Genomic DNA, 21,333 nt, shown 5'->3' with positions numbered 1-21,333 from the left:
TCAAAGAACTTTGGAATCGGCCTCAGCGCCTTCTTCCGTGTGCCCCGACGTTTCCGTCGTTGCGAGCCGCCCATTATAGACCGGCTTATCTGCTTCGTCAACACCTTTTTTCAAGGCCGCTTCACCGTAGTGAACCGTTGTTGCCGATGCCGCTTCGTCGTTCGCCTCAGAGGCTTTCGTCGTTGCGAGCCGCCTATTATGTCAGGCTTTTCGTTTCCGTCAACACCTTCTTTCGAAGCAGTTGAAGTCCTGTTCCTTCGCGGTTGCCGCCTTGCGGTGGCCCCTGCGTCGGGGGAGGGAAAGTATGTCCCTATCCGGGTCGTTTGTGAAGGGGGTGGACGACATTTTTTCACGTGGTCTCGCCCACATTCATGCTGGAAGGGGTCCGGATCGCCCGAACCCCTTGTGCCACTTAGGCCGCGACCAGCAACACGCGTGCGAAGGTGCGCTTGCCAACCTGCAGCAGGCCTTCGAAACCGGGCACGAACACCTGCTGGGCATCCTCCACCACCTCGCCATCCACCTTCACCGCACGCTCTTTGAGCTTGCGGGAGGCTTCGGAGTTGCTTGGGGTGAGGCCGGCAGCCGTCAACAGGGCACCAATACGCAGGCCTTCGGCCGGAATGGTCACTTCCTGCAGCGGCAGCAGGGTCACATCGCCCTGCCCGGTCACCGCGGCATTCCAGCCGGCGATGGCCTGTTCGGCCGCCGCCGCATCATGGAAGCGGGTGGTCAGCTCACGGGCCAGGCGCAGCTTCACCTCGCGCGGGTTCAACCCGCCCGCCTGGACCTGTTCGCGCAGGGCCTTGGCCTCGGCCTGGCTGATATCAAAGGAGAGCAGCTCGATCCAGCGCCACATCAGGTCATCGCCGATCTTCATCGTCTTGGTGACGATGTCGATGGCCGGTTCGCTGATACCAATATAGTTGTTGAGCGACTTGGACATCTTGGCCACACCGTCCAAGCCTTCCAGCAACGGCATGGTCAACACGATCTGCGGCTTCTGCCCGTAGTGCTCCTGCAGGCCACGGCCCATCAGCAGGTTGAACTTCTGGTCGGTACCGCCCAGTTCAACGTCCGCTTCCAGCGCGACCGAGTCATAACCCTGCACCAGCGGGTACAGGAACTCATGCAGGGCAATGGACTGCTGGGCGGCATAGCGCTTGGCGAAGTCGTCGCGCTCGAGCATGCGCGCCACGGTGTGCTGGCCAGCCAGGCGGATCATGTCGGCGGCGGCCATCTTGCCGAACCACTCCGAATTGAAGCGCACTTCGGTCTTTTCGCGGTCCAGCACCTTGAAGACCTGGTCTTCATAGGTACGCGCGTTGGCCAGCACATCTTCCTTGGTGAGCGGCTTGCGGGTGACGTTCTTGCCCGAGGGGTCGCCGATCATCCCGGTGAAGTCGCCGATCAGGAAGATCACCTGGTGGCCGAGGTCCTGGAACTGGCGCAGCTTGTTCAACAGCACGGTGTGGCCCAGGTGCAGGTCCGGTGCGGTGGGGTCGAAGCCGGCCTTGACCCGCAGCGGACGGCCGCTTTCCAGACGCTGGCGCAGTTCGTCGGATTTGAGGATCTCATCGGCGCCTCGCCCGATCAGGGCAATGGCTTCTTCAATCGAGGACACGTGACAACTCCCGGCAATGCCTTATTTATATGAATGACGTTAAGTACAAGTTAACCGCAGGTGCTTCACAAAAGCCAATAGGCACAAGGGTTTGACGCGGTATTTATACCTGTCTATGTTACCGACGTTTGGGCCCGCGCTCCCGGGCCAGCCAGGAACAGACCGACGATGCTCAATTCCGATCAAGGCCGCGCGCGCAAGCAGCGCTTCAAGGAACGTCTCAACGTCCTCCACGACACCGCCCTCCATCGGAAGCTCAAACAGCATCTTCCCGCGGCCTTCAACCAGCGCTGGACCCGCCGCCACTGGATGCACGCCAGCCTGTTCGCCACCATCGGCGCCCTGGTGGCCACGATCGTCCCCGGCTTCTCGCACACCATCGATTCGCCCTACTCGGTCAGCCATTCGACCTTGGCGCTGCCGTTGCCGCCGCTGTCGCTGGAACGCCAGCAGCAGACCCCGGGCGACAGCTGGCAGGTGCTGCGCGTGCAGCGCGGCCAGACCCTGAGCAATCTGTTCGACCAGGCCGGCATCCCGGCCACGGTGATGCACCAGGTGCTGGAGCACCCCGGTGTGCGCGAATCGCTGACCAAGCTGCGCCCGGGTGCGGAGATCGCCTTCGACCTGCCGCTGTCCGGTGAGCTGCGCACGATCCGCTTCGACCGCGATGCCGACAACCGCGTGGAGCTGTCCCTGGCTGGCGACAAGATCACCGAAACGGTGAGTAAGCGCGAGAGCTCGACCCGCCGCGTGGTCGCCAGTGGCGAGATCACCAGCTCCCTGTATGCCGCCGCGCGCAAGGCGGGGTTGTCGCCCTCGGCGATTGCCACGATGACCGACGAAATCTTCAAGTACGACATCGACTTCTCCAAGGACCTGCAGCCGGGCGACCGCTTCAGCGTGGTGCTGGATGAAACCTGGCGCGAAGGCGAGAAGGTGGACACCAGCAAGATCCTCGCGGCGACCTTCAGCTCGGGCGGCAAGACCTACAGCGGCTTCCGCTTCGACCGCAACGGCAAATCGGAGTACTTCGATGCCAGCGGCCGCCCGCTGAAGAAGAGCTTCATCCGCATGCCGATCCAGTTCGCGCGCTTGAGCTCGAGCTTCGGCGCGCGCAAGCACCCGGTGCTGGGCAAGATGCGCATGCACAAGGGCGTGGACTACGCCGCGCGTACCGGCACCCCGATCATGGCCGCCGGCGATGCCCGCGTGCAGTTCGCCGGGACCCAGCGCGGTTACGGCAACGTGGTGATCCTGGATCATGGCCGCGGCCACACCACCCTGTACGGGCATATGTCGCGGTTCGGCAAGATCAAGACTGGCCAGCGCGTGGCCCAGGGCACCGTGATCGGCTACGTGGGCTCGACCGGCATGGCCACCGGCCCGCACCTTCACTACGAATTCCGCGTCAACGGCGTGCACCGCAATCCGCTGTCGGTGACGATGCCGCCGCCGGAGCCGCTGCAGGGCGCCGAGCTGGCTGCCTTCCGTGCCCAGACCGCCCCCGCGCTGGCGCGGATCCAGGGCATGGAGAAGCTGATCTACGCCGATGCCAGCCCGGCACCGGATGCCAAGGCCACCGATACGGCCACGGCGAAGGCCGGCAAGCCGGTCAAATCCAACCGCGGCTGATCGCTGCGATTGACGGCGGCAACGGGTTGCGCGGAAGCTGCACGCAACCCGTTGGACCGCCTGGCCATGACCTCTGCTGTTGATCCCACCACCCCGCTCTACCTGGGCCTGATGTCCGGCACCAGCGCCGACGGCATCGATGCCGCGCTGGTGCAGTTCCCCGCCGAGGGCGGCTGCCGCTTTGTCCAAGGCCTGACCCACGACTGGGATCCGGCCATCCGCGCCGAGCTGATCGCGCTGGGGGAAGGCGGCACCATCACCTCGCTTGATGCACTGGGCCGCCTTGATGCCCAGGTCGGGATCACCTTCGCCGCGGCCGCCAACCGCCTGTTGGACAGCGCGCGCATCGACCGCACCCAGGTGCAGGCGATCGGCTCGCATGGGCAGACGGTGCGCCATCGGCCGCTGGCTGATCCAGCCTTCACGATGCAGATCGGCGATGCCAACCGCATCGCCGAATTGACCGGCATCACCACCGTGGCCGATTTCCGCCGCCGCGATGTCGCCGCTGGCGGGCATGGCGCGCCGCTGATGCCGGCCTTCCACCTGGCGATGCTGGGCGACAGCGATGAAGACCGCGCCGTGCTCAACCTGGGCGGCATCGGCAATCTCACCCTGATCCCGCGCGACGGGACACCGCGCGGCTTCGATACCGGCCCGGCCAATGCGCTGATGGATGCCTGGTGCCAGCGCCATCGCGGCGAACCGTTCGATGCCGATGGCGCGTTCGCGGCCAGTGGCCAGGTCGATGCGGCGCTGCTGGCCCGCTGGCTGGCCGATCCCTGGTTTGCGTTGCCGCCGCCGAAGAGCACCGGGCGCGAGCAGTTCCACCTGGACTGGGCGCAGGCGCAGCTGGGCGAGGGGCAGGTCTCCGGCGCGGATGTGCAGGCAACCCTGCTGGAACTGACGGCCGCCACCGTGGCCGATGCGCTGCTGGCGCACCTTCCGGGCGCGAGGCGGGTGCTGGTCTGCGGCGGTGGCGTGCGCAATCCGCAGCTGCTGCGGCGCCTCGGCGCGCGCCTGCCGGGCGTGGTGATCGAGTCCAGCGCGGTGCACGGGCTGGATCCGGATTATCTGGAGGCGATGGGGTTTGCGTGGTTGGCACAGCGCACGCTGGCCGGGCTGCCGGGCAATCTGCCGAGCGTGAGTGGTGCGCGCGGACCCCGGATTCTGGGGGCGATCCATCCCGCCTGAGGTGGCGCGGTGCCGGGCGCCGCGGGGTGCACCGTGATCACGCCTGCGCCGGGCAGCAGTGGCGGGCCGTTACAGCCCTTGCGCGTCCGGCAACGCCTGCAGGGCGGCGATGGCATCGGCCAGCGCGTCGACCTCGGGATCGTGGAAGCCGCTGCGGACCTCCAGTTCGCTGGCGAACAGGCCTTGCTCCAGCAGCGCCACGCAGGCGTCCTCACGGGTCCAGCCGCGCGCAACCGCAATGCGGCGGATACGTTCCAGCAACAGCGGGTCCACCTCCCGCAGCAGTAGATCAGCCATCGTTCTCCCCGTTGGCGCGCCGCCATCCCCGCGGTCACTGTGCCGGCATGATCCATCAGGCCCTGCCGGCACGCAAACCCGTCAGGCCGTGCTGCGGTCCCGGATCCGTGGCCACAGCCAGATCAGCAGCAGCAGGGTCGGGATGACCGTGGTGGCGCTGAGGATGAAGAAGGTGCTGTAGGAGCTCGCCTCCACGATGTAACCGGAGACGCCGCCGACGAACTTGCCCGGCAGGTTGGCCAGCGAGACCAGCAGCGCGTACTGGGTGGCAGTGAAGTTGCGGTCGGTCAGCGAGGACATGAAGGCGACCAGCACGGTGCCGGCAAAGCCCTGGAACAGGTTGTCCGCACTCAGCGCCGCATAGAACGCCCACAGCTGGCCCGGGTTGTGCGCCATCAGCAGGAACGCCAGGTTGGACAGCGCCACGCCCAGCGCGGCGACCAGCAGCATGCGGCGGAAGCCGAACGCGGCCACCGCGATGCCACCGAGGAAGGCACCGCCGATGCCCATCCACACCCCGAACAGCTTGGAGACGGTAGCGATATCGGCCTTGGTGAAGCCCGAATCCAGATAGAACGGACCGGCCATCACCCCGATCACCTGATCCGGGAACTTGTAGAGCCCGACGAAGGCCAGCAGCACCAGCGCCAGCACCACACCGTTGGTGCTGAAGAAGCTGGCGATCGGCTGCCAGAACGCGCCGAAGAAATCGATCCGGCGCTGGATGCGCACTTCCGGCTGCTCCGGCTCGCGGCACAGCAGCGTGGTGATGATCGGCAGGATCATCAAGGCGGCCATGGCCAGGTACGCCACGATCCAGCTCTCGAACTGGGCCAGGTACAACGCGCCCGCGCCGGCCAGGATCAGGCCGATGCGATAGCCCAGCGTGTAGGTCGCGGCGAGTGCCGCCTGGGCGCTCTCCGGCGCGATCTCGATGCGGTAGGCGTCGACCACCGAATCCTGGGTGGCACCGGCGAACGAAGCCACCAGCACCCACAGGACCAGTGGCGTGACGCCGAGTTCGGGGCGGACGAACGCCAGCGCGAACAACCCGCCGGTGACCGCGATCTGCGAGGCGAGCAGCCAGGAACGGCGCCGGCCCAGGAAGCCGATCAGCGGAAATGCGTAGCGGTCGATCAGCGGCGCCCAGACGAACTTCATCAGATAGAAGAAGCTGGCCAGGCTGATCAGGCCGATGCTGCCCAGGTCCAGGCCGACATCACGCAGCCGGGTGGAGAGGGTCTGCGAGGCGATCAGCAGGAACGGCAGGCCGCTGCCGAAGCCGAGGAAGGCCATCGTCAGCGCCGAGGGCGTGCCGAAGGCACGCTTGATCCCCGCCCAGCCCTTGTAGGACAACGGCTCGACCGCCTCGGTCATGGGGCGTAGTCCACCGTGAACGGGGCATGGTCGGAGAAGCGCTCATCGCGGTAGACCGAGCAGCTGCTCAGACGGTCGCGCAGGCCCGGGCTGACGAACTGGTAATCGATGCGCCAGCCGACATTGTTGGCGCGCGCCTGGCCGCGGTTGCTCCACCATGTGTAGTCCTCACCCTGCGGGTGCAGCAGGCGGTAGGCATCCGTCCAGCCTTGGCCGGCGGCGATATCCAGCGCCTGGTCGGCGTCCACGCACTGGCCGTTGAGCCAGTCGCGCTCGGGCGGCAGGCAGCCGGAGTTCTTCTGGTTGGATTTCCAGTTCTTGATGTCCAGCGCGGAGCGCACGATGTTCCAGTCGCCGCACAGGACGTAGTCGCGGCCGCTGGCCAGCCACCCGGCCAGGATCGGGCGCAGCCACTCCATCACTTCGTACTTGAAGCCCTGGCGCAGATCGCCCGAGCTGCCCGAGGGGATATAGAAGGAGACCACACTGAGGTTGCCGTAGCGGGCCTCGATGTAGCGGCCTTCATCGTCGAACGGGGCCCAGCCCAGCGAGGTGATCACCTGGTCCGGCTCGCGCTTGCTGTAGATCGCCACGCCGCTGTAGCCCTTCTTGGTGATGGCATCGCGGTAGAAGCAGTGATGGCCGTCCGGGCGGAACATCGGGTCGGTCAGCTGGTCTTCCTGGGCCTTGGTTTCCTGGATGCACAGGACATCGGCGTCCTGGGCGCGGAACCACTCGAGAAAGCCCTTGGTGGCGGCGGAACGGATGCCATTGGCGTTGAAACTGATGATGCGCATGCTGACCCGGGTCTGGAACGATACCGGCAAGAGCATACCGTTTCGGCCCTTGCAGGGGCTGGCTGGAAACGGACGCGATTGCCGCCCGCGGGCACCTGACGATGCCGTCTCGCCAACCCGTGCGACACCGGGCCGCAGGTGCCGGCGAGCGGAAAAGTGCGGGCATGCATTAGGATTTGCGCTCCAAATGAATTGAATTGAGTCTTGATGAGCGACCATCGCCACCGTTTCCTGCAACTGGCCCTGACCGCCGATGCCCTGCGTTTCGGCCAGTTCACCCTGAAGTCCGGCCGTCTGAGCCCCTATTTCTTCAATGCCGGCCGGTTCGATTCCGGCGCGCGGATGTCCCAGCTGGCGGCGTGCTACGCCGATGCCGTGGAAGCGACCGGGCTGAAGTTCGACGTCGTGTTCGGCCCGGCCTACAAGGGCATTCCGCTGGCCACCGCGACCGCCTGTGAGTTCGCCCAACGCGGCCGCGACCTGCCGCTGTCGTTCAACCGCAAGGAAGCCAAGGACCACGGCGAAGGCGGCAACCTGATCGGCGCCGACATGAACGGTAAGCGCGTGCTGATCGTGGATGACGTGATCACCGCTGGCACCGCGATCCGCGAAGCGCTGGCGATCATCAAGGGCGCCGGTGGCACCCCGGCCGGCATCGTGGTCGCACTGGACCGCCAGGAGATCGCCTCGGAAACCGACCGCCGTTCGGCCGCGCAGGCCGTGGCCAAAGAAGCCGGCATTCCGGTGGTCGCCGTGGCCACGCTGGCCGACCTGCTTGATTTTGCCTCCGGAAATCCGGAACTTGTCGGCTACCGGCAGCCGCTGGAGGACTATCGTTCCCGCTACGGCAGCCGTCCTACGCGTTGAGAGCAGGGGGCTTTCACCATGTCCAGGTTTGCCACGTTCACCGTTGTCGGCCTGTTGCTGGCCGTGCCGCTGTTGCCTGCCCAGGCGCAGAAGCGCACGGCTGATGCGACGCCGAAGAAGCTGTACTGCTGGAACAAGGGCAGCGAGCGGATCTGCAGTGATGCCCTGCCCCAGGAGGCGGTGAACAGCGCGCGCGAGGAGTTCAACCTGCGCAGCGGCATGCGCAGTGGTGAAGTGCAGCGCGCGTTGACCGACGAAGAGCGCGCCGATGCCGCTGCGCAGGCCGCGCAGCAACGCCTGGACCTCGCCGCCGAGCAGACCCGCCAGCGCACCGAGCAGGCGATGCTGGCCACGTATGAAAACGAGGACGAGCTGCGCCGGGTGTTCGCCGAGCGCAGCGGGATCCTGGACAACAACATCCACACCGCCAGTTACAACGTGGCCAGCGTGCGTGATGCGCTGGTCACCCTGCTGGCCACTGCGGGCAACCGCGAGCTGGATGGCCAGCCGGTGCCGGACAAGCAGGCCGAGCGCATCCGTGAGCGGCATGCCGAGCTGGTGGCGCAGCGGCGCATGCAGGCCTCGTTCGAGCAGCAGCGCCGGGCGCTGGATGTGGAGATCGAGAGCACGCTGCAGCGCTATCGGTTGTTGAAGGGTGTGGGGAGCGATCCGCGCGGGTAAGGGTGGATGTGCGATTGCGTTGAAACGAAGGCGGCCTTTTGGGTCGCCTTTTTGGTTTTTGTCCTTGCGGCAGGCACGGAGCGCGCTCTGAACTTTTCCGGAAGCAGGAGCGGTGAGTTGGTCGGGCGCTGGAGCGCGACGCCCTTGCCGGCGAATGTCCCCCGGCGTCGGCCTGCGGCCGCCCCCTCCTCCTTTATTTCGCCCACAAGGGCATCGCGCCCCACGTGTACAGACCACTGGCGGCCAACAGCAAGTTCGCTGTCTCGCACGCGTACCGCACGCTGAGCTCCGTAGCGGCCGGTAGGTCCCTGGGCAAAATCAAGGAGGAGGCTGTCGCCGTCAGGCGGCGGCTGGGGGACATTTGCCGAGGGGCCTGCCGGTCGCTGCGGGACGTAACGTTCGCACCACAGACGCACCTTTTTATGCACTTTTTACGGGAGTCGCGGGTTTCGGGCGTGGAGCGTTTATGCCGGGCAGGCAGACCATGAGCGCCTGACGTGGAGTGGTTCCACCTGGACGTCCCATGAGCCCGTATATGCCTGTCTTCCCCGCCGGTGCCCCGTGCACCGCGCGCTCCCTTTCCCGCGTTTGAGGCCACGACCATGTCTGCCTGGCTTTCCCTGCTGTGCGGTGTGTTGGTGCTCGTTGCCGCCGCCTATCTGCTGTACGTCGTGCTTCGGCCCGAAACCTTCTGACCGGAGCCGACCATGACCGAGATCCTGTTGATCCTGCTGGCCAGCATCGTGCTGGCCTTTCCGCTGGGGCTGTACCTGGCCCGGGTGATGCGCGGTGGGCCGATGCGCGGCGACGCGCTGTTCGGGTGGATTGAAAAACCGCTGTACCGGCTGCTCGGGGTGAACCCGGCGCGCGGCATGTCCTGGCGTGGCTACGTGGGCGCCTTCCTGCTCAGCAACGTGGTGATCGCGGTGCTGGTACAGGCGGTCTTCATGACCCAGGCCTGGCTGCCGTTCAATCCCGACCAGATCCCCAACCTGCGCTGGGATACCGCGCTGCACACGATGGTGTCGTTCCTGACCAACACCAACCAGCAGCACTATTCCGGCCAGGCGCAGCTGTCCTACTTCTCGCAGATGACCGCGATCACCGGCCTGCAGGTGGTGACGCCGATGATGGGCCTGGCGCTGGTGGTGGCCACCCTGCGCGCGCTGTTCAGTGCGCGCCCCGAGGACGTGCCGGCCGACCAGGCCGCGCTGCTCAGTGCGGACCGCCGTGTCGATGTGGGCAACTACTACGCCGATGTGGTGCGCGCGTGCGTGCGCTTCATGCTACCGCTGTGCCTGCTGTGGGCGGTGCTGCTGACCAGCCAGGGCGTGCCCGCCACGCTCGCCGGTGGTCCGCAGGCCACGCCGATCGATGCCGCGGCCGGCATGGAGACGCAGAAGATTCCGCTCGGCCCGGTCGCGGCGATGGTCGCGGCCAAGCAGCTGGGCACCAACGGCGGTGGCTGGTACGGCCCGAACAGCGCGATGCCGCTGGAGAACCCGACCCCGCTGTCCAATGCGCTGGAACTGATCGGCATCCTGCTGATCCCGATCGCGGTGATCTTCATGCTCGGCGCATTTACCGGACGCAAGCGCCTGGCCGGGCTGGTGTTCGGCTGCATGCTGGCGATGTCCAGCGTGTCGATCGCCGCCACCGTGTGGCTGGAGGGTCACTCGGCCACCGCCGCCAGCCCGCTGCTGATGGAGGGCAAGGAAGTGCGCTTCGGTGCCGATGGCACGGGGTTGTGGGCCGCGATCACCACCCAGGTGTCGAACGGTTCGGTCAACGGCATGCATGACTCGCTCAGCCCGCTGGCCGGTGCCGTGCCGATGGTCAACATGCTGGTCAACGCGATCTGGGGCGGCATCGGCTGCGGCCTGCAGCAGTTCATCGTGTACCTGATGCTGGGCGTGTTCCTGGCCGGGCTGATGACCGGCCGCACGCCGGAACTGTTCGGCCGCAAACTGGAAACGCCGCAGGTGCGCCTGCTCGCGCTGCTGGTGCTGCTGCAGCCGATCACCATCCTGGGCTTCACCGCGCTGACCTTGGCGATCCCATCGATCACCGGCACCTCCAACCCTGGCTTCCACGGCATCAGCCAGGTGTTCTACGAGTACACCTCGGCGTTCGCCAACAACGGCTCGGGCTTTGAGGGCCTCGGCGATGCCACGGTGTGGTGGAACCTGAGCTGCACCCTGGTGCTGCTGCTGGGCCGCTACCCCGTGCTGGTGATCCCGTTGATCGTGGCCGCGCAGCTGGCGGCCAAGCGGCGGACGCCGGAATCGGCCGGCACGCTGCAGATCGAAACCCCGACCTTCGCGCTGACCCTGATCGCGCTGATCGTCATCCTCACCGTATTGCAGTTCATGCCGGCACTGGTCCTTGGCCCGGTGGCCGACCACCTGTCGCTGACGCTGCACTGAGACCGCCTCCCATGAGTACGTATCCGTTGAACGTTTCTTCCCACCGCCGCCAGCGCCTGCTGGATGGCGCCGGCTGGCGCCGTGCCCTGCGCGATGCCGTGATCAAGCTCTCGCCGCGGCACCTGCTGCACAGCCCGGTGATGGCGGTGGTCATGGTCGGCACGGTGGTGAGCGCGCTGGTGACGCTGACCGGCAATGCGCCGCTGGGCTTCGGCCTGGCGGTCACCGCGATCCTGCTGCTGACCGTGCTGTTCGGCAACTTCGCCGAGGCCGTCGCCGAAGCGCGTGGCCGCGGCCAGGCCGCCTCGCTGCGGCGGGCCCGCCAGGACCTCAGCGCGCGCCGGCTGGCCGCTGCGCATGCCGGTGCCAGCGAGACCCAGGTCCCGGCCGCCGAGCTGCGCCCGGGCGACCATGTGATCGTCAGTGCCGGCGAGTTGATCCCGGCCGATGGCGAGATCGTGCAGGGCCTGGCCACGATCAACGAAGCCGCCGTGACCGGTGAATCGGCGCCCGTGCTGCGCGAGGCCGGCACCGACCGCAGTGGCGTGATCGGTGGCACCAAGGTGCTTTCCGACCAGATCATCGTGCGCATCACGGCCGAGCCCGGGCACAGCTTCCTGGACCGGATGATCGCGCTGGTGGAAGGCGCGAACCGCCAGAAGACCCCGAACGAGGTCGCCCTGACCCTGCTGCTGGCGGCGATGACGCTGACCTTCCTGGTGGTGGTGGCGACGCTGCCGGCGATCGGGGCATTCGTTGGCGTGCGGGTTGATCCGCTGCTGCTGATCGCGCTGCTGGTGTGTTTGATCCCTACCACCATCGGCGGCCTGCTGCCGGCGATCGGCATCGCCGGCATGAACCGCGCACTGGCCGCCAACGTGCTGGCCAAATCCGGCAAGGCGGTGGAAGTGGCGGGCGATGTGGACGTGCTGCTGCTGGACAAGACCGGCACCATCACCTACGGCGACCGCCAGGCCACGCATTTCCATGCCCTTGCCGGTATCGATGCCAGCCAGCTGCGCGAGGCGACACTGCTGTCCTCGCTGGCCGACCCGACCCCGGAAGGCAAGTCGGTGGTGCGGCTGGCGCGTGAGCAGGGCTGCACCACGGCCGAGCCGGACCGCGCGGAGTATCTGGCCTTCAGCGCGCAGACCCGCATGTCCGGCGTCGATCTGGACGGCGGCCGCCGCATCCGCAAGGGCGCCTCCGATGCGATCACCGCGTACGTGCGTGAGCTGGGCGGCACGGTGCCGTCGGAGCTGCCAGGCCGCGTGGAGCAGGTGGCGCGCAACGGTGCCACCCCGCTGGTGGTGTGCGAAGGGCGCCATGTGCTGGGCGTGATCGAGTTGTCGGACGTGGTCAAGCACGGCATGCGCGAGAAGTTCGCGCAGCTGCGTGCGATGGGCATCCGCACGGTGATGATCACCGGCGACAACCCGCTGACCGCTGCGGCGATCGCGGCCGAGGCCGGCGTGGACGATTACATCGCCGAGGCCCGCCCGGAAGACAAGCTCGCCCGCATCCGCGCCGAGCAGGCCGGCGGCCGCCTGGTCGCGATGGTCGGCGACGGCACCAACGATGCACCGGCACTGGCCCAGGCCGACATCGGCCTGGCGATGAACTCCGGCACCCAGGCCGCCAAGGAAGCCGGCAACATGGTCGATCTGGATTCGGATCCGGCCAAGCTGCTGGCGGTGGTGGAAGTGGGCAAGCAGCAACTGATCACCCGCGGTGCGCTGACCACGTTCTCGCTGGCCAACGATGTCTCCAAGTACTTCGCGATCCTGCCGGCGCTGTTCGCCTCGACCCTGCCGGCGATGGCGGCGTTGAACGTGATGCACCTGTCCAGCCCGCGCAATGCGGTGCTGGCGGCGCTGATCTTCAACGCACTGGTGATCCCGGCGCTGATCCCGCTGGCGTTGCGCGGGGTGCGTTTCCGCCCGGCCACGGCGACCGCACTGCTGCGCCGGAACATGCTGGTGTACGGCCTGGGTGGCGTGCTGCTGCCGTTTGCGGCCATCAAATTGATCGACCTCTTCCTTGTCTCGGTGTTCGGCGCATGAACCGCTCGCTAGCTGCTTCTGTTCCCCGTTCGGCGCGCAGTCGCGCAGCCGCCTCCCTCCACCTGCAGCAGGACAGCGCCTGGCGCCCGGCCCTCGTGCTCGGCGTGAGCAGCCTGCTGCTGCTCGGCCTGGCCTATGCGGTGGCCACGACCAGTGTGAGCCGGCTGCTGTTCCCGGCGCAGGCCGATGGCAGCCTGCTGATCCGCGACGGGCAGGTGCGTGGCTCGCAGCTGATCGCCCAGCCGTTCGTCGGCGATGGCTACTTCCAGGCGCGGCCCTCGGCGGCCAACTACGACCCGATGGCCGCCGCCGGCAGCAACATGGCGCGCAGCAATCCTGCCCTGCGCGAGCGCGTGCAGGCCGCCATCGCCGCGGTGGCCGCACGCGAAGGCGTGGCCGCCGCGCAGGTGCCGGGCGATCTGGTGACCCAGTCCGGCGCGGGGATGGATCCGGAGCTGTCGCCGGCGGCGGCGCAGGTGCAGATCGCGCGCGTGGCGCGCAGTCGTGGGCTGCCGGTGGACCAGGTGGCGGCGCTGGTGAAGGCGCATACGCTGGGCCCGCAGTGGGGCGTGTTCGGGCAGCCACGGGTGAACGTGATGACATTGAACCTGGCGTTGGATACGCAGGGCGGACAGCTGGGCAGCGCTCGGCTCCACGGGATGCCTTGATGCGCTGCGCATTGTCCTGGGCGCACAATCCCCGCCCATGAGCGACTCCCGTACCCGCCAGGCCGATGCCCTGGTCGACAGCCTGCAGCGCGAAGCGGGCGGCAAACTCACCGTGTTCCTGGGTGCGGCCCCCGGCGTGGGCAAGACCTTCAGCATGCTCACCCGCGCACACGAGCAGCTGCGCCGCGGCGTGGACGTGGTGATCGGGCTGGTGGAAACCCACGGCCGCGCCGAGACCTCGGCGCTGCTGGCGGGCCTGCCGCAGGTGCCGTTGCTGCAGCGCGAGTATCAACAGCACGCACTGGACGAGATGGACCTGGATGCAGTGCTGGCGCGTCGCCCGGCGTTGGTGCTGGTGGACGAACTGGCGCATCGCAACGTGCCCGGCAGCCGCCACGAGCGGCGCTGGCAGGACGTGATGGAGCTGCTGGATGCCGGCATCGACGTGTGGACCACGGTCAACATCCAGCATCTGGAAAGCCTCAACGACGTGGTCATGCGGATCACCGGGGTGCGGGTCAGCGAGACCGTGCCCGATGCGGTGCTCGACCGCCTGCACGACATCGTGCTGGTGGACCTGCCGCCGCGCGAGCTGATCGAGCGCCTGCAGCAGGGCAAGGTCTATGTGCCGGAGCAGGCCGCGCAGGCGCTGCAGGCGTTCTTCTCGCCGGCCAACCTGACCGCGCTGCGCGAATTGGCGATGCAGGAAGCGGCCGACCGCGTGGACAGCAGCCTGCGCGAGACCCGTGCCGCGCGCGGCGAAGGCAACCTGCCGCTGCGCCGGCGGGTGCTGGTGGCGATCGATGGCGGCGGCCAGAGTGAGTACCTGGTGCGGGTCGGCCGGCGCATCGCCGAGCGGCGCGATGCGCCGTGGACGGTGGTGACGGTGCAGGCGCGCGCGCATGACGAGCAGACCCGACGCGAGATCGATGCGGCGTTCGCCCTCGCCCGCCGCCTCGGCGGTGAAGCGGAGCTGCTGCATGGCTCCAGCATCGCCGATGCACTGCTTGACCATGCCGCACACAACGGTGTCTCCACGCTGGTGCTCGGCCGCACGCGCGAGCGCCCGCTGGCGCGCATGCTCAACCGCACGCTGACCCAGCAGCTGATCCGGCGCGGTGCGCATTTCGAGATCACCATCATCGGTACGCCACAGGCGCGCGCGCGGGCGCGCCGGTCCGGGCTGTCGATACCCAGCCGCAGTGCCGGCAAGGATGCGCTGCTGGCGCTCGGCGCTACGGCCGTTGCCTGCCTGGTGGCGCTGATCGCCGAACGCTGGATCGGGCTGTACGACCTCTCGATGGTGTTCATCGTGGCGGTGGTGATGGTCGCTGCGCGCAGCCGCACCAGTGCGGCGGTGATCGCCGCGGCGCTGTGTTTCCTGGCCTACAACTTCTTCTTCATCACGCCGCGCTTCACCTTCGCGATCAGCGCGCGCCAGGGCGTGATCACAGTCTTCCTGTTCCTGGCCGCAGCCTTGGTGGCCGGGCGGCTGGCCTCGCGCCTGCGCATGCAGGTGGTGGCCTTGCGCGCCGCCAACCGGCACGCGCATGCGCGCCAAGCACTGGGCCGGCAGCTGGCCAGTGCGCCGAGCAACGAGCAGGTCGCCCAGGCCGGCCGCGAGGCGCTGGAGCAGGCGATGGATGCCCCGGCGTGGCTGCGCATCGGCCAGTACACCAGCGCCAGTGGCAGCGCCGCGCCGGGCGATACCGATCTGGCCGCGGCCGACTGGGCGCACCGGCATGGCCAGCCCAGCGGACGCTTCACCGATACGCTGGCCGGCGCGGGCTGGTGGTTCCTGCCGCTGCTGGACGGCGACGACCGGGCGATCGGCGTGGCCGGCATGCGCTTCCCGCGCGAGGCGCCGCGGCTGACGCCGGAGCAGCGCCAGCTGGCCGAGGCGATGGTGGACGACATCGCCCAGGCCGCGCTGCGCACCCAGCTGGTGGCGGATCTGGAGAAGGCGCACGTGAGCAACGAGACCGAGCGGCTGCGCTCGGCGTTGCTGTCCTCGGTGTCGCATGACCTGCGCTCGCCGCTGGCGGCGATGATCGGCTCGGCCGACAGCCTCTCCAGCTACGCCGATGCAATGGATGCCAGTGACCGGCGCGCCCTGCTGGACACCATCCTGGTCGAAGGCGAGCGCCTGGATCGCTACATCCAGAACCTGCTGGACATGACCCGGCTCGGCCATGACGGCCTGCAGATCAACCGCGACTGGATCGGTGTGGACGAACTGGTCGGTTCGGCTGCGCGGCGCCTGCAGCGCTATCAGCCCGACGTGCTGCTGAAGCTGGATATTCCCGCTGAACTGGCGCCGATCTGGGTGCATCCGGCGCTGGTCGAGCAGGCGGTGTTCAACGTGATGGAGAACGCGGCCAAGTTCTCTCCGCCCGGCGCGGCGGTGGAGGTACAGGCGCGGCTGGTCGACGGCGAACTGCGCATCGATGTGCTCGATGCCGGGCCGGGCATTCCCGACGACGAGCGGGCCCGCATTTTCGACATGTTCTACAGCGTGGAACGCGGCGACCGCGGCCGGCATGGTACCGGGCTGGGCCTGACCATCTGCCAGGGCATGATCGGCGCGCATGGCGGCAGCGTGCAGGCGCTGCCGGGGCGCGACGGACGCGGTACCCTGATCCGCATCACCCTGCCCTTGCTGCACCCCCAACCTGCCGATGACAACGACGATTCCTGAGGCTTCCCACGGCGTGCCCCCGGCGCGCGTGCTGGTGATCGACGATGAAGCGCAGATCCGGCGCTTCCTGGAGATCAGCCTGCGCGCGCAGGGCTACCGCGTGTCCCAGGCCGCGACCGGCCAGGCCGGGCTGGAAGCGCTGGTCGGCGAAGGGGCGGACCTGGTGATCCTGGATATCGGCCTGCCCGACATGGAAGGCCATGACGTGCTGGGCGAGCTGCGCCAGTGGAGCCAGGTGCCGGTGATCATGTTGACCGTGCGCGCCAGCGAGACCGAGAAGGTGCGGGCGCTGGATGCCGGCGCCAACGACTACGTGACCAAGCCATTCGGCACGCAGGAGCTGATGGCGCGCGTGCGTGCACTGCTGCGCTCGCGCACGGTCTCCAGCGAGGGCGTGCTGCCACAGTTCGATGATGGGCACCTGCATATCGACCTGGTGCGGCGCGAAGTACATCTGGACGGTGCGCCGGTGGCGCTGACGCGCAAGGAGTACGCGCTGTTGTCGCTGCTGCTGCGCAATGCCGGGCGGGTGGTGACCCAGCCGCAGATCCTGCAGGAGATCTGGGGGCCGACGCATCAGCACGACACGCATTACCTGCGGATCCTGGTCGGCAAGCTGCGCCACAAGCTGGGCGATTCGGCGCTGGATTCGCGCTATCTGTTCACCGAGCCGGGCGTGGGGCTTCGGTTCAAGGGGTGATCAACGGCATCCACGCCATGCGTGGATGCGCCCTCCCGGGGTCAGAAACCCAGTTCCACACCCGGCAGCAGCGGTTGCAGCTGCGCGCGGAACAGTGCCTTGATGCGCTCCAGCGCCGCCTCGTCATCGGCCTCGAAACGCAGCACCAGCACCGGCGTCGTGTTGGACGCGCGCACCAGGCCCCAGCCATCGGGGAAGTCGGCACGCAGGCCGTCGATGGTGGACAGGCGCGCGCCGGCGAACGGCGACTCCTCCACCTGCACCGAGGACACGAACAACGACACCAGCGCGTGCGGGGTACCCGCGTCCACCGGCACCTTCAGCTCCGGGGTGGAGACGCTGTCGGGCAGTTCGTCCAACACCTCCGAGGGGCTCTCTTCGCGCTGGGCAAGGATCTCCAGCAGGCGCGCGGCGGCGTACAGGCCATCGTCGAAGCCGAACCAGCGTTCCTTGAAGAAGAAGTGCCCGCTCATCTCGCCCGCCAGCTCGGCGTCGGTTTCGCGCATCTTCGCCTTCATCAGCGAATGGCCGGTCTTCCACATCAGCGGGCTGCCACCGTTGCGCAGCACGTAATCGGAGAGCTTGCCACTGCACTTCACGTCGTAGATCACCAGCGCGCCCGGGTTGCGCATCAGCACATCGGCGGCGAACAGCATCAGCAGGCGATCGGCGTAGATGATCCTGCCTTCGCGGGTGACCACGCCGAGACGGTCGCCGTCGCCATCGAAGGCCAGGCCGATATCCGCATCGAAGCGCTTCACCGTCTGGATCAGGTCTTCCAGATTGTGCGGGTCGCTCGGGTCCGGATGGTGGTTCGGGAAGGTGCCGTCCACATCGCAGTACAGCGGAATGACCTCGGCACCGATCGCTTCCAGCAGCGGCTGGGCAAGCTCGCCGGCGACACCATTGCCCGCGTCGGCGACCACCTTGAGCGGGCGATCCAGCTGCACGTCATCGGCGATGCGCTGGATGTAATCGGCATTCACGTCGCGGGTCTGGAAACTGCCCGGCTCGGGTGCCACGTGCAACTGGCCATCGCGGATGCGGTGGTACAGCTCGGTGATCGCATCGCCGGACAGCGTTTCGCCGCCGACCACGATCTTGAAGCCGTTGTAATCCGGCGGGTTGTGGCTGCCGGTCACCGCCACGCAGCTGCCGGCGCGCAGGTGGTAGCTGGCGAAGTACACCACCGGGGTCGGCGCCAGGCCGATATCGGTGACGTTGCAGCCGGCGCGGCGCAGGCCTTCGATCAGGCCGGCGGTGAGCTCGGGGCCGGACAGGCGACCATCGCGGCCCACCACGATGTCGCGCAGGCCCTGGACCTGCAGCACCGAGCCGACCGCCTGGCCGATCAGGGCGGCGACCTTGGGGGTCAGCTCGCGGCCGACGATGCCGCGGATGTCGTAGGCGCGGAAGATCTCGGCCGCGACGGTCTCGCCCGGCACGGACGGCGGCGGCGTTGCCGCTGCGGTTTCGTCAACGTTCTCGACGGCGGCCACCGCGAGCGGGGCCTGGGCCAGGCTTTCGCTCAAGGTCGGGCCGGTGTCGGCGGCGCTATCGGCGGCACCGCGGCGGCGCGGCAACGGCACCTTGCCTTTGCCCAGCACCAGCAGCACGGCGATCAACAGCAGCAACACGGCGACAACCGCACTGGAGATCGCGCCGAGGCCCAACGGGCCCGGTTCGATGTCCGGCACCGCGGCAGACAGACGCAGGCCACTGGTGCCGACCGGACGTGCCAGCGCTTCAGCGCCGCCGGACAGCCCGCGGCTGCCCTGTTCAATCACGTTGTGATTGCCTTGGCGCAGGGCGAGATAGCCGGCGCCCGGCACGGCAACCTGGTCGAATATGCCGGTCAGCCGCAGCAGCGGCTGGCGCACGTAGACCACGGCCGCCCCCTGCGGGCCAAGCTCCACCGCCGCGGCCAGGCCGAGGCGCTGTCCGCCGGCATCGCGCACCACGCGGCCGACGGGTTTGTCATCGGCGATGGCCGCCTCGAGCAGGGCCAGGCGCGAGTAGCCGAAGGCCTTCGGATCGGCGTAGGCCGCATCGAGATCGGCGGTGAGGATCTGGACGTCTTCCACACCGGGCCAGCCTTCGCGGATGGCGACGGCGGCACCGTGTGCGTTGCCGCTGGCCAGTGCGCTGGCAACGCGCTCGGTCTTGAGCACCTTGCCGAACGTGCCAAGCTGACCGGTCAGCGCCGTCTGCAGCCCCTCGACCACCTGATCGCGCGACTGTTCAAGCTCGGCGCCAACGGCCGCCTGACGCCATTGGCGCACACCGCTCCACCCGAACCAGACCGCCAACAACACCAGCAGCACGGCCAACAGCGGCACCGAGCGCCCTGTGGTCAACCGCGGCCGTCCTTCCGCCTTCGCCTTGCTCATGAAGCTCCCCTGTCAGCGCACCCCGGTATGGCCGAATCCACCCGTTCCCCTGGCGCTGTCGGTGAAAGTATCCACTACCTGAAGCGCCACGCGTGCAATCGGCAGCACCACCAGCTGGGCGATGCGATCGCCGGGCTGCAGCGTGAACGGCTCACGGCCGCGGTTCCAGGCGCTGATCAGCAGCGGGCCCTGGTAATCGGCGTCGATCAGGCCGGTGCCGTTGCCCAGCACGATGCCGTGGCGATGGCCAAGCCCGGAGCGCGGCAGCACCACGGCGGCCAGGTTCGGATCGGCGATATGGATGGCGATACCACTGGGAATCAGCGCGGTGTCGCCGGGCTGCAGGGTGAGTTCGGTCTCCAGCGCGGCGCGCAGATCCAGCCCGGCGCTGTGTTCGGTGGCGTAGGCCGGCAGCGGCCATTCGTCGCCGAAACGCGGGTCGAGCAGCTTGACCTGCAACGGCTGCAGGGAGGAATCGATGGTCATGCGTGCAACCTCTGGGCAATCAGGGACAACAGTTGTTCGGCCAACACAGCCTTGGAGGTGCCGGGGAACACCTGTTCGCCGCCCTGCCAGTAGGCCGTGGCCGCGTTTTCATCGCTCTCGAAACCGCCGGTGCTGATCCCGACCTGGTTGGCGATCACCAGGTCCAGGCGCTTGTCGACCAGCTTGCCGCGCGCGTACTTCTCCACATCGTGGGTCTCGGCGGCGAAGCCGACCACCAGCTTGAGCGCGTTGGTCTGCGTGGCCACTTCGGCCAGGATGTCCGGGGTGCGCACCAGTTCCAGGGTCAGGCTCTGGGTGTCGGCGGTCTTCTTGAGTTTCTGCGGGGCAACCTGGCGCGGGGTGTAATCGGACACCGCGGCCGCACCGATATAGATGTCGGCCGGCAACGCACCGAGCACCGCTTCGCGCATCTGCGCGGCCGAGCGCACATCAACGCGCTGCACACCGGCGGGCGTGGCCAGCTGGACCGGGCCACTGACCAGCACCACCTGCGCGCCCAGGCGGGCGGCGGCGGCGGCCAGGGCGTAGCCCATCTTGCCGCTGCTGCGGTTGCCGACGTAGCGCACCGGGTCGATATCTTCATAGGTGGGGCCGGCGCTGATCAGCACGCGCAGGCCCTTCAGTTCACTGCTCGGCGGTGGCTCGGCGGGGGCCGGCGCGTGCAGCGCGGCCAGCGCGGCCACGATCGCGTTCGGTTCGGTGAGCCGACCGGGGCCGGACTCGCCTTCGGCCAATGGACCGTCTTCCGGCCCGATCACCTGGGCACCGCGCTCGCGCAGCAGGCCGATATTGGCCTGGGTGGCCGGGTGCAGCCACATGCGGTGGTTCATCGCCGGGCACACGGTCAGCGGCGCGGTCGTGGCCAGGCACAGGGTGGTGACCAGATCGTCGGCGTGGCCGTTGGCCAGGCGCGCGAGCAGATCGGCCGTGGCCGGCGCGACCACGATGCGGTCGGCCCAGCGTGCCAGCTCGATATGGCCCATGGCCTGCTCGGCCGCGCTGTCCCACAGGGTGGTGCGGGTGGGCTGGCCGGACAGCGCCTGGAAGCTCAGTGGGGTGACGAACTGCTGGGCCCCGGCGGTCATCGCGACCTGCACCTGGGCTCCGGCATCGCGCAGGCGGCGCACCAGTTCCAGCGACTTGTAGGCAGCAATCCCGCCACCAACGCACAACAACAGCTTCTGGCCTTCCAACGGGCGCGCGGACGCCGGAGAAGCCTGGGGGGAGTCAGCCACCTTGGGTGTTCCTGTCGAACCGAGGCGATTAGCTTACCCGATGGTCCGTAAGCCGCCTGATGCGCCAGCGGCATAAGGAGGCAGGTTTTCGTCATAAGCAACCGCCTGACTTGGCACGATGCCCTGCATTTACCGACACGATGCCGCCCGGTTCACCGATGGTGGCCCGCTCCGCAC

General features: G+C 68.0%; 17 protein-coding genes. 10 read left to right on the top strand and 7 right to left on the bottom strand.

The genetic code is table 11. From position 1 onward, the window contains the following. Positions 1 to 412: 412 nt before the first annotated feature. Positions 413 to 1,624, bottom strand: coding sequence for a tyrosine--tRNA ligase (tyrS, locus tag QMX81_RS09495; protein WP_121044059.1), 1,212 nt, complete (start codon positions 1,622 to 1,624; stop codon positions 413 to 415). Positions 1,625 to 1,792: 168 nt separating this feature from the next. Here tyrS and QMX81_RS09490 point away from each other — a divergent pair, with 168 nt between their 5' ends. Together QMX81_RS09490 and QMX81_RS09485 are read left to right on the top strand one after the other, a co-directional pair. Continuing rightward, positions 1,793 to 3,256 carry a peptidoglycan DD-metalloendopeptidase family protein gene (locus QMX81_RS09490; protein ID WP_121044062.1) on the top strand — a complete coding sequence of 488 codons (1,464 nt, stop codon included), beginning with the start codon at positions 1,793 to 1,795 and terminating at the stop codon, positions 3,254 to 3,256. Positions 3,257 to 3,322: 66 nt separating this feature from the next. Continuing rightward, positions 3,323 to 4,450, top strand: a complete 1,128-nt coding sequence (locus QMX81_RS09485) for an anhydro-N-acetylmuramic acid kinase (RefSeq protein WP_121044502.1) — start codon at positions 3,323 to 3,325, stop codon at positions 4,448 to 4,450. A 69-nt stretch (positions 4,451 to 4,519) separates the two neighbouring features. Here the strand turns inward: QMX81_RS09485 and QMX81_RS09480 are convergent, their stop codons facing one another. The 3 genes from QMX81_RS09480 to QMX81_RS09470 all read right to left on the bottom strand — a co-directional run bounded on the left by QMX81_RS09480 (position 4,520) and on the right by QMX81_RS09470 (position 6,921). Next, a complete protein-coding gene (locus QMX81_RS09480; protein ID WP_121044065.1) occupies positions 4,520 to 4,747 on the bottom strand; it encodes a hypothetical protein in 228 nt (75 codons plus the stop codon). An 81-nt stretch (positions 4,748 to 4,828) separates the two neighbouring features. Continuing rightward, positions 4,829 to 6,124 (bottom strand): MFS transporter, encoded by a 1,296-nt coding sequence (locus tag QMX81_RS09475; protein WP_121044068.1) that lies wholly within the window; start codon positions 6,122 to 6,124, stop codon positions 4,829 to 4,831. Continuing rightward, positions 6,121 to 6,921: an exodeoxyribonuclease III gene (locus QMX81_RS09470; RefSeq protein WP_121044505.1), complete on the bottom strand. Its 801-nt coding sequence runs from the start codon at positions 6,919 to 6,921 to the stop codon at positions 6,121 to 6,123. The genes QMX81_RS09475 and QMX81_RS09470 overlap by 4 nt, the downstream gene beginning before the upstream one ends. A 207-nt stretch (positions 6,922 to 7,128) precedes the next feature. Between QMX81_RS09470 and pyrE the strand changes: the two genes are divergently transcribed. From pyrE to QMX81_RS09430, 8 genes are all read left to right on the top strand, one after another. Continuing rightward, positions 7,129 to 7,788, top strand: coding sequence for an orotate phosphoribosyltransferase (gene pyrE, locus QMX81_RS09465; protein ID WP_282260899.1), 660 nt, complete (start codon positions 7,129 to 7,131; stop codon positions 7,786 to 7,788). An 18-nt stretch (positions 7,789 to 7,806) separates the two neighbouring features. Continuing rightward, a complete protein-coding gene (locus tag QMX81_RS09460) occupies positions 7,807 to 8,469 on the top strand; it encodes a hypothetical protein (RefSeq protein WP_121044072.1) in 663 nt (220 codons plus the stop codon). Between the two features lie 602 nt (positions 8,470 to 9,071). Beyond that, positions 9,072 to 9,164, top strand: coding sequence for a potassium-transporting ATPase subunit F (locus QMX81_RS09455; protein ID WP_019183961.1), 93 nt, complete (start codon positions 9,072 to 9,074; stop codon positions 9,162 to 9,164). A 12-nt stretch (positions 9,165 to 9,176) separates the two neighbouring features. Then, entirely contained in the window at positions 9,177 to 10,895 is a 1,719-nt protein-coding gene (gene kdpA, locus QMX81_RS09450) for a potassium-transporting ATPase subunit KdpA (protein WP_282260895.1), read from the top strand. Positions 10,896 to 10,906: 11 nt separating this feature from the next. Beyond that, positions 10,907 to 12,958 (top strand): potassium-transporting ATPase subunit KdpB, encoded by a 2,052-nt coding sequence (kdpB, locus tag QMX81_RS09445; RefSeq protein ID WP_282260893.1) that lies wholly within the window; start codon positions 10,907 to 10,909, stop codon positions 12,956 to 12,958. Further along, positions 12,955 to 13,626 carry a potassium-transporting ATPase subunit KdpC gene (gene kdpC / locus QMX81_RS09440; protein WP_282260891.1) on the top strand — a complete coding sequence of 224 codons (672 nt, stop codon included), beginning with the start codon at positions 12,955 to 12,957 and terminating at the stop codon, positions 13,624 to 13,626. Before kdpB ends, kdpC begins: the two co-directional genes overlap by 4 nt. 37 nt (positions 13,627 to 13,663) lie before the next feature. Beyond that, on the top strand, positions 13,664 to 16,324 hold the full coding sequence (locus tag QMX81_RS09435) for a sensor histidine kinase KdpD (protein WP_282260889.1): 2,661 nt from the start codon (positions 13,664 to 13,666) through the stop codon (positions 16,322 to 16,324). Continuing rightward, positions 16,305 to 17,024, top strand: a complete 720-nt coding sequence (locus QMX81_RS09430) for a response regulator transcription factor (RefSeq protein ID WP_121044087.1) — start codon at positions 16,305 to 16,307, stop codon at positions 17,022 to 17,024. Before QMX81_RS09435 ends, QMX81_RS09430 begins: the two co-directional genes overlap by 20 nt. Before the next feature lie 41 nt (positions 17,025 to 17,065). On the opposite strand, the gene QMX81_RS09425 is transcribed toward QMX81_RS09430, so the two are convergent. Genes QMX81_RS09425 through coaBC form a run of 3 tightly spaced genes read right to left on the bottom strand, consistent with a single transcriptional unit; the run spans position 17,066 to position 21,156 of the window. After that, a complete protein-coding gene (locus QMX81_RS09425; protein WP_121044090.1) occupies positions 17,066 to 19,414 on the bottom strand; it encodes a phosphomannomutase/phosphoglucomutase in 2,349 nt (782 codons plus the stop codon). Between the two features lie 12 nt (positions 19,415 to 19,426). After that, complete coding sequence (gene dut / locus QMX81_RS09420) at positions 19,427 to 19,900, bottom strand: dUTP diphosphatase (RefSeq protein ID WP_046272982.1); 474 nt, start codon at positions 19,898 to 19,900, stop codon at positions 19,427 to 19,429. Next, a complete protein-coding gene (gene coaBC / locus QMX81_RS09415) occupies positions 19,897 to 21,156 on the bottom strand; it encodes a bifunctional phosphopantothenoylcysteine decarboxylase/phosphopantothenate--cysteine ligase CoaBC (RefSeq protein WP_282260885.1) in 1,260 nt (419 codons plus the stop codon). Before coaBC ends, dut begins: the two co-directional genes overlap by 4 nt. Positions 21,157 to 21,333 lie beyond the last annotated feature (177 nt).

Source organism: Stenotrophomonas sp. PS02301 (genome assembly GCF_029959485.1).
Taxonomy (GTDB): Bacteria; Pseudomonadota; Gammaproteobacteria; order Xanthomonadales; family Xanthomonadaceae; genus Stenotrophomonas; species Stenotrophomonas maltophilia_Z.
This window is presented reverse-complemented; position numbering and strand designations above follow the sequence as displayed.

What these genes read in the sequence shown, in the direction of transcription:
- dut (WP_046272982.1), bottom strand. Translation starts at nt 19,900, where the DNA reads ATGACCATCGATTCCTCCCTGCAGCCGTTGCAGGTCAAGCTGCTCGAC.
- pyrE (WP_282260899.1), top strand. Translation starts at nt 7,129, where the DNA reads ATGAGCGACCATCGCCACCGTTTCCTGCAACTGGCCCTGACCGCCGAT.
- QMX81_RS09425 (WP_121044090.1), bottom strand. Translation starts at nt 19,414, where the DNA reads ATGAGCAAGGCGAAGGCGGAAGGACGGCCGCGGTTGACCACAGGGCGC.
- kdpA (WP_282260895.1), top strand. Translation starts at nt 9,177, where the DNA reads ATGACCGAGATCCTGTTGATCCTGCTGGCCAGCATCGTGCTGGCCTTT.
- QMX81_RS09480 (WP_121044065.1), bottom strand. Translation starts at nt 4,747, where the DNA reads ATGGCTGATCTACTGCTGCGGGAGGTGGACCCGCTGTTGCTGGAACGT.
- QMX81_RS09485 (WP_121044502.1), top strand. Translation starts at nt 3,323, where the DNA reads ATGACCTCTGCTGTTGATCCCACCACCCCGCTCTACCTGGGCCTGATG.
- kdpB (WP_282260893.1), top strand. Translation starts at nt 10,907, where the DNA reads ATGAGTACGTATCCGTTGAACGTTTCTTCCCACCGCCGCCAGCGCCTG.
- QMX81_RS09460 (WP_121044072.1), top strand. Translation starts at nt 7,807, where the DNA reads ATGTCCAGGTTTGCCACGTTCACCGTTGTCGGCCTGTTGCTGGCCGTG.
- QMX81_RS09470 (WP_121044505.1), bottom strand. Translation starts at nt 6,921, where the DNA reads ATGCGCATCATCAGTTTCAACGCCAATGGCATCCGTTCCGCCGCCACC.
- QMX81_RS09475 (WP_121044068.1), bottom strand. Translation starts at nt 6,124, where the DNA reads ATGACCGAGGCGGTCGAGCCGTTGTCCTACAAGGGCTGGGCGGGGATC.
- QMX81_RS09490 (WP_121044062.1), top strand. Translation starts at nt 1,793, where the DNA reads ATGCTCAATTCCGATCAAGGCCGCGCGCGCAAGCAGCGCTTCAAGGAA.
- QMX81_RS09430 (WP_121044087.1), top strand. Translation starts at nt 16,305, where the DNA reads ATGACAACGACGATTCCTGAGGCTTCCCACGGCGTGCCCCCGGCGCGC.
- QMX81_RS09435 (WP_282260889.1), top strand. Translation starts at nt 13,664, where the DNA reads ATGAGCGACTCCCGTACCCGCCAGGCCGATGCCCTGGTCGACAGCCTG.
- QMX81_RS09455 (WP_019183961.1), top strand. Translation starts at nt 9,072, where the DNA reads ATGTCTGCCTGGCTTTCCCTGCTGTGCGGTGTGTTGGTGCTCGTTGCC.
- kdpC (WP_282260891.1), top strand. Translation starts at nt 12,955, where the DNA reads ATGAACCGCTCGCTAGCTGCTTCTGTTCCCCGTTCGGCGCGCAGTCGC.